Annotated in this window: 5 protein-coding genes, 2 tRNA genes and 3 rRNA genes (1 of these 10 cut by a window edge); 7 read left to right on the top strand and 3 right to left on the bottom strand. The window is 55.2% G+C overall.

The annotated features are described in order from the left end of the window. The 5 genes from AC1PQG_RS20820 to rrf all read left to right on the top strand — a co-directional run. Positions 1-170 (top strand): 16S ribosomal RNA (locus AC1PQG_RS20820); it begins 1,368 nt to the left of the window's first position. Between the two features lie 136 nt (positions 171-306). Continuing rightward, positions 307-383, top strand: a tRNA-Ile gene (locus tag AC1PQG_RS20815). A 10-nt stretch (positions 384-393) separates the two neighbouring features. Continuing rightward, positions 394-469, top strand: a tRNA-Ala gene (locus tag AC1PQG_RS20810). A 245-nt stretch (positions 470-714) separates the two neighbouring features. Beyond that, positions 715-3,598: ribosomal RNA gene (locus AC1PQG_RS20805) — 23S ribosomal RNA — on the top strand. Positions 3,599-3,715: 117 nt separating this feature from the next. Further along, a 5S ribosomal RNA gene (gene rrf, locus AC1PQG_RS20800) occupies positions 3,716-3,828 on the top strand. The 16S, 23S and 5S rRNA genes sit together here with 2 tRNA genes alongside, the layout of an rRNA operon. 124 nt (positions 3,829-3,952) lie before the next feature. Here rrf and AC1PQG_RS20795 read toward each other — a convergent pair. Further along, positions 3,953-4,465 (bottom strand): IS66 family transposase, encoded by a 513-nt coding sequence (locus AC1PQG_RS20795; RefSeq protein ID WP_481123038.1) that lies wholly within the window; start codon positions 4,463-4,465, stop codon positions 3,953-3,955. 295 nt (positions 4,466-4,760) lie between these two features. Here AC1PQG_RS20795 and scpB point away from each other — a divergent pair, with 295 nt between their 5' ends. Beyond that, positions 4,761-5,534 carry a methylmalonyl-CoA decarboxylase gene (gene scpB, locus AC1PQG_RS20790; RefSeq protein ID WP_481119660.1) on the top strand — a complete coding sequence of 258 codons (774 nt, stop codon included), beginning with the start codon at positions 4,761-4,763 and terminating at the stop codon, positions 5,532-5,534. A 58-nt stretch (positions 5,535-5,592) separates the two neighbouring features. Then, the gene (locus tag AC1PQG_RS20785) at positions 5,593-5,988 is read left to right on the top strand and encodes a PilZ domain-containing protein (protein ID WP_481119659.1); all 396 of its coding nucleotides are present in this window, start codon (positions 5,593-5,595) and stop codon (positions 5,986-5,988) included. Between the two features lie 69 nt (positions 5,989-6,057). Here AC1PQG_RS20785 and AC1PQG_RS20780 read toward each other — a convergent pair whose 3' ends face one another. Together AC1PQG_RS20780 and AC1PQG_RS20775 are read right to left on the bottom strand one after the other, a co-directional pair. Then, positions 6,058-6,264: a glycine zipper 2TM domain-containing protein gene (locus tag AC1PQG_RS20780; protein ID WP_481119658.1), complete on the bottom strand. Its 207-nt coding sequence runs from the start codon at positions 6,262-6,264 to the stop codon at positions 6,058-6,060. Between the two features lie 139 nt (positions 6,265-6,403). Continuing rightward, positions 6,404-6,550: a hypothetical protein gene (locus AC1PQG_RS20775; protein ID WP_481115795.1), complete on the bottom strand. Its 147-nt coding sequence runs from the start codon at positions 6,548-6,550 to the stop codon at positions 6,404-6,406. Positions 6,551-6,653: the final 103 nt, after the last annotated feature.

Raw genomic sequence — 6,653 nt, 5'->3', positions numbered from 1 at the left:
GAATACGTTCCCGGGTCTTGTACACACCGCCCGTCACACCATGGGAGTGGGGTTTACCAGAAGTAGGTAGCTTAACCGCAAGGAGGGCGCTTACCACGGTGAGCTTCATGACTGGGGTGAAGTCGTAACAAGGTAGCCGTATCGGAAGGTGCGGCTGGATCACCTCCTTTCTAGAGAAAAACCTCTGAATCGAGTATCCACAACCTATCGGTTGTTTTTAAAGAACAGTGAGAGGCCAGGCGTCAGAGAGTGAGACATCGCGAGCTGATGTCAAGCTGTCTGATCTGATCCTCGACACAGTAATGGGGGTCAGTAGCTCAGTCGGTTAGAGCACCGTCTTGATAAGGCGGGGGTCGTAGGTTCGATTCCTACCTGACCCACCAAGCGATCAAAGGGGGCATAGCTCAGCTGGGAGAGCACCGGCTTTGCAAGCCGGGGGTCGTCGGTTCGATCCCGACTGCCTCCACCAGAGATCAGAACAAAGCAGCAAGCAAATAGGTTTGCGTGTGCTTTGTTCTGGTTTTTGCCAGTAAGACTGTTCGATCTTTAACAAAGTGGAAGAAGTGTGTAGCGGCTGTTGATGAGACAGAAGCTACATGGGTTGTGTGATTGCATTTGCATCACCGCTGGCTTTGAACCAGCACAGTGGTGATGCGCACAAGCGCGAGTTCGTCAATAGCGTTGTCTCTGAGTAATCAGAGTGCAAAGTTATAGGATCAAGCGACAAAGTGCATGTGGTGGATGCCTTGGCGATCACAGGCGATGAAGGACGTGCAAGCCTGCGAAAAGCGGGGGGGAGCTGGCAATGGAGCTTTGATCCCCCGATATCCGAATGGGGAAACCCACCTCTTTTGAGGTATCCCTGACTGAATTCATAGGTCAGTGGAAGCGAACCGGGAGAACTGAAACATCTAAGTACCCCGAGGAAAAGAAATCAACCGAGATTCCCCAAGTAGTGGCGAGCGAACGGGGATGAGCCTGCACGACTAAACCGGTTACTTAACAGAACAAGCTGGAAAGCTTGGCCATAGTGGGTGATAGCCCCGTATGTGAAAAGTAGCCGGCGGGTCTGAGCGTGCGACAAGTAGGGCGGGACACGTGAAATCCTGTCTGAAGATGGGGGGACCATCCTCCAAGGCTAAATACTCGTGATCGACCGATAGTGAACCAGTACCGTGAGGGAAAGGCGAAAAGAACCCCGGGAGGGGAGTGAAATAGATCCTGAAACCGCATGCATACAAACAGTGGGAGCCTCGCAAGGGGTGACTGCGTACCTTTTGTATAATGGGTCAGCGACTTACGTTCAGTAGCAAGCTTAACCGGATAGGGGAGGCGTAGCGAAAGCGAGTCTGATAAGGGCGATTTTAGTTGCTGGGCGTAGACCCGAAACCAAGTGATCTATCCATGGCCAGGATGAAGGTGCGGTAACACGCACTGGAGGTCCGAACCCACTAATGTTGAAAAATTAGGGGATGAGCTGTGGATAGGGGTGAAAGGCTAAACAAACTTGGAAATAGCTGGTTCTCCCCGAAAACTATTTAGGTAGTGCCTCGTGCGGACACTTCCGGGGGTAGAGCACTGTAATCGTTGGGGGGGTCATTGCGATCTACCCCGCGATAGCAAACTCCGAATACCGGAAAGTGATACACGGGAGACAGACGGTGGGTGCTAACGTCCATCGTCAAGAGGGAAACAACCCAGACCGCCAGCTAAGGTCCCAAATACATGGCTAAGTGGAAAACGAGGTGGGAAGGCATAGACAGCTAGGAGGTTGGCTTAGAAGCAGCCACCCTTTAAAGAAAGCGTAATAGCTCACTAGTCGAGTCGTCCTGCGCGGAAGATGTAACGGGGCTCAAGCCATGAACCGAAGCTGCGGATCTCGTAAGAGATGGTAGGGGAGCGTTCTGTAAGTCTGTGAAGGTGTCTTGTAAAGGATGCTGGAGATATCAGAAGTGCGAATGCTGACATGAGTAGCGATAAAGGGTGTGAAAAGCACCCTCGCCGAAAGCCCAAGGTTTCCTGCGCAACGTTCATCGACGCAGGGTGAGTCGGCCCCTAAGGCGAGGCAGAAATGCGTAGTCGATGGGAAACAGGTCAATATTCCTGTACCGCTCTATGATGCGATGGGGGGACGGAGAAGGTTAGGTCAGCCGGGTGTTGGACGTCCCGGTTTAAGCGTGTAGGCGTGCTCTTTAGGCAAATCCGGAGAGCTTAGCTGAGGCGTGACGACGAGGTCTCTTTGAGACCGAAGTGATTGATACCCTGCTTCCAGGAAAAGCCTCTAAGCTTCAGTCATAGAGTGACCGTACCGCAAACCGACACAGGTGGGCAGGTAGAAGATACTAAGGCGCTTGAGAGAACTCAGGAGAAGGAACTCGGCAAATTGATACCGTAACTTCGGGAGAAGGTATGCCTCGGTAGCTTGTAGGAGTACATCCGAAGGGCGAAGAGGCCGCAGAGAATCGGTGGCTGCGACTGTTTATTAAAAACACAGCACTCTGCAAACACGAAAGTGGACGTATAGGGTGTGACGCCTGCCCGGTGCCGGAAGGTTAAGTGATGGGGTGCAAGCTCTTGATCGAAGCCCCGGTAAACGGCGGCCGTAACTATAACGGTCCTAAGGTAGCGAAATTCCTTGTCGGGTAAGTTCCGACCTGCACGAATGGCGTAACGATGGCCACACTGTCTCCTCCTGAGACTCAGCGAAGTTGAAGTGTTTGTGAAGATGCAATCTCCCCGCGGCTAGACGGAAAGACCCCATGAACCTTTACTGTAGCTTTGCATTGGACTTTGACGGGACTTGTGTAGGATAGGTGGGAGGCGATGAGACTGGGACGCTAGTTCCAGAGGAGCCGTCCTTGAAATACCACCCTGGTGTCGTTGAGGTTCTAACCTAGGTCTGTGAATCCAGATCGGGGACCGTGCATGGTAGGCAGTTTGACTGGGGCGGTCTCCTCCCAAAAGGTAACGGAGGAGTACGAAGGTCACCTAGGTACGGTCGGACATCGTACTGATAGTGCAATGGCAAAAGGTGGCTTGACTGCGAGACCGACAAGTCGAGCAGGTGCGAAAGCAGGTCATAGTGATCCGGTGGTTCTGTATGGAAGGGCCATCGCTCAACGGATAAAAGGTACTCTGGGGATAACAGGCTGATTCCGCCCAAGAGTTCACATCGACGGCGGAGTTTGGCACCTCGATGTCGGCTCATCACATCCTGGGGCTGTAGCCGGTCCCAAGGGTATGGCTGTTCGCCATTTAAAGTGGTACGTGAGCTGGGTTTAAAACGTCGTGAGACAGTTTGGTCCCTATCTGCCGTGGGCGCTGGATATTTGAGGGGGCCTGCTCCTAGTACGAGAGGACCGGAGTGGACGGATCTCTGGTGTACCGGTTGTGACGCCAGTCGCATCGCCGGGTAGCTAAATCCGGAAGAGATAACCGCTGAAAGCATCTAAGCGGGAAACTCGCCTCAAGATGAGATATCCCTGGGAACTCGATTCCCCTGAAGGGTCGTTGAAGACCACGACGTTGATAGGCTGGGTGTGGAAGCGCAGTAATGCGTTAAGCTAACCAGTACTAATTGCCCGTGAGGCTTGATCCTATAACCTTGCAAAAATGCAAGACGAATAAAGCGCAACGCGCAGTCATACATCCCAAAGAACACTTCTTCCCTTTGACGCTTCAACCGCGAAAACGCGGAAAGCGGTACAAGTTATAGTCTGACGACCATAGCGTCTTGGAACCACCCCTTCCCATCCCGAACAGGACCGTGAAACAAGACCGCGCCGATGATAGTGCACAACCGTGCGTGAAAGTAGGTCATCGTCAGACTTACCCCATCAAAGCCCTCGCACTCCATCGTGCGGGGGCTTTTGGCGTTTAAAGGCAAAAATAAAAAACAAATTCTCACAGAAGGCGCGATTCAACGGCGTTTCAGACAGACGTGCTGGTGACTTCAGCCCCAAGCACATGGGTGGCCACCACACAGCGCTTCAGGCGGCAGTCGATAGCCTTGGCGCTGGATGACCCCTTCGGTGCCTTGCTTCGGCATTGCGGTCGCCAGGCTGTGGGTGCTTCGAGCAGCGGCTTTGCCTTGGTTTCCCGCTGCGGGTGGCGGATATCGGCAATCCCGTTCGCGGGCCTCTTGCTCGATGGCGTAGATGGCTGCGATCTGGCACCGCTCGTGCTTCTGAAGCTCGAAGAACTTGTGCCGTGTGTGGGTCATGTAGTCCCCCTGAGCGTTGCAGATGAGGGGGCTGAGCCAGTCGCCGAGGAAGGCCAGGGCGTGCTTGCCAGCGCGGCTCTCTGCAAAGTCGTAGATGACCGCCTGAGTCCGATCATCGGTGCCTATACAGCAGGACCACAGATAGGCCTGGTGCGACTTGCCGGCCCCAGAGTGAGTATCGATTGGCCGATGGCGAGCCCCCGCTCGAAGAGGCCTTCCTAGCGTAGAGTTGCAGGTGAACATCATGCGCGGCCGTCGGTGTCTGGGAGTGCCGCCCGGCGCTCGGGATGCCCTTATCGATCACATGGATCGGCTCCGGGGCCTGCGCCAGCGTCTCACTGTGAGGGCAGACCTACTCATCGCGGATGTGGGTTTCTATGGAAAAGTGACGGATATTCCCCCAACCTAGCCAAGGTGGTCCCCATTGCGAGATCAATGTTGCTCGGTGTGCTGGTTTGATTTCAGTTCGTGAAGAGTTGTGCTGCCGTTCACTATGGGCGAGACGACCTAAGCTTGACCGATGTATGACAGGAATCCAATGCTGCAGATAGATATAGCCGACCGAATTGCTACGGTGACCTTGGACAGGGAAGATCGGCGCAATGCGCTTTGTGAGGAAATGGTTGATCAGTTCTCGGCCGCGCTGGAGTCATTTCGCGGGGTGGGTGTGCGCTGTGTCGTGCTACGAGCCAGGCCGGGTTGCAAGGTCTGGTCTGCCGGCCACGACATCAACGAGTTGCCTGAGGCCGGCCACGACCCGCTGGCGTGGCGCGATCCATTACGCAAGCTGATTCGGGAAATTGAAAGTTTTCCCGCGCCGATCATTGCGATGATTGAGGGAAGTGTGTGGGGAGGTGCCTGCGAAACCGTGTTTGCTTGTGATCTGATCATCGCGGCGGATGATGTGACCTTCGCTGCGACGCCAGCCAAACTGAGTGTGCCTTACAATGTGGGGGGCTTGCTGACTTTCCTCAATGCGGCAAACCTGCGGATAGCCAAAGAAATGTTGTTTACCGCTGCTCCGCTGTCTGCGTCGCGCTTGTGTAGCCTCGGGGTGATCAATCATGTCGTGCCGAACGCGGAGTTGGACGACGTGGTTTACGGTATGGCGCAGCGTATTGCGGCGAATGCGCCCCTGTCCATTTCTGTGATGAAGGAACAACTGCGAATTCTGGCAGGCGCGCATGCGATGGCTCCGGAGGATTTCGAGCGGATCCAGGGCTTGCGCAGGGTGGTTTACAACAGCCATGACTATGCGGAAGGGAGACTGGCTTTCAAAGAGAAGCGGAAGCCGGAGTTCACCGGAGAGTGAGCGACTCGTCCGAGTGTGTGGTGAGCGTCGTGGCGTATCAATGCTCGAGGATCTAAGAATGCAGAGTGAACAACGCAGGAAATTCAGCCGGGTCCACTTCCAGGAAGGGGCAATGTTACAACTGGCCGGGTATGGGTTGGCATGTGAAGTACGCGACCTGTCACTGAAAGGTGCATTGCTCACCTGTCCTGCGGGTGACGGACTGCCCAGTTCTGCCAAACGTGGCGAAGCTTGCCGGTTGCGTCTGGTTCTGTCGGGGACAGGTGATGCCGCAGTGTCGATGGATGGCGAGATTGCTCACGTGGAGCAAATCGGCGGCCAGCTTCACATCGGCATGCGTTGCCGCGAGATCGATCTGGACAGCATTACCCATCTACGTCGTCTGGTGGAGCTGAATCTCGGGGATGCGGGTGCGCTGGATCGCGAGATGGCCGCACTGACGAGTGGTGACTAAGATATCCGCGGCGGCCGAGGTTTGGCGCCGCCGCGTTCGCTACGGTCAGGTACCGCTCCAGGTGTAAAGTCAGCGCTTGATCTGATGGCCGATCACGCCGCCTACTGCAGCACCACCAACCGTACCACTCGTGCTGCCGCCGGTCAGCACAGATCCGGCAACGCCACCGATTGCCGCGCCGATTGCCGTGTTTTTGTCGCGGGTGCTCATGCTCGAGCAGCCCGTGAAAGTGCTCATTGCCAGCAAAAGCACCAAGGTTCTCGTCATCGTTTTCATGCTGTTCTCCAGTTACTCTTCATGTCGGTCTAGGCCGACAGCTTGTTTTTCCACTGTAGAAGATGCGCTGACGAGGGGGTGTAACCAGTCGTATGGATTTGTAAGCCGGTGTTGAGGGCTTGCCGACCGCGGGGTTTGTTCAGAGCACGAGGCCAGCGAATACTTCCTTGAAATAGGCGTCGTCTTCGGTCGCAAGCTGCTTTCCGTTTGCGGTTTGGTGGCGTTCGGCTTCGACCCGCTGTTCCAACTGCTTGGCAAGAAGATCGCGCAGTTCAGTGAAGCTCATGGTGTTGTCCTTTCAAGTGAGGGGGGCGCGGCCTGCCGCCTGGCGAGGGAGGAGAGGAAGGCGGGCGGCAGGTTATTTCGTCGCGCCGTACTGTCAATATATT

This window comes from Zoogloea sp. GDB6 (genome assembly GCF_056724105.1).
This window is presented reverse-complemented; position numbering and strand designations above follow the sequence as displayed.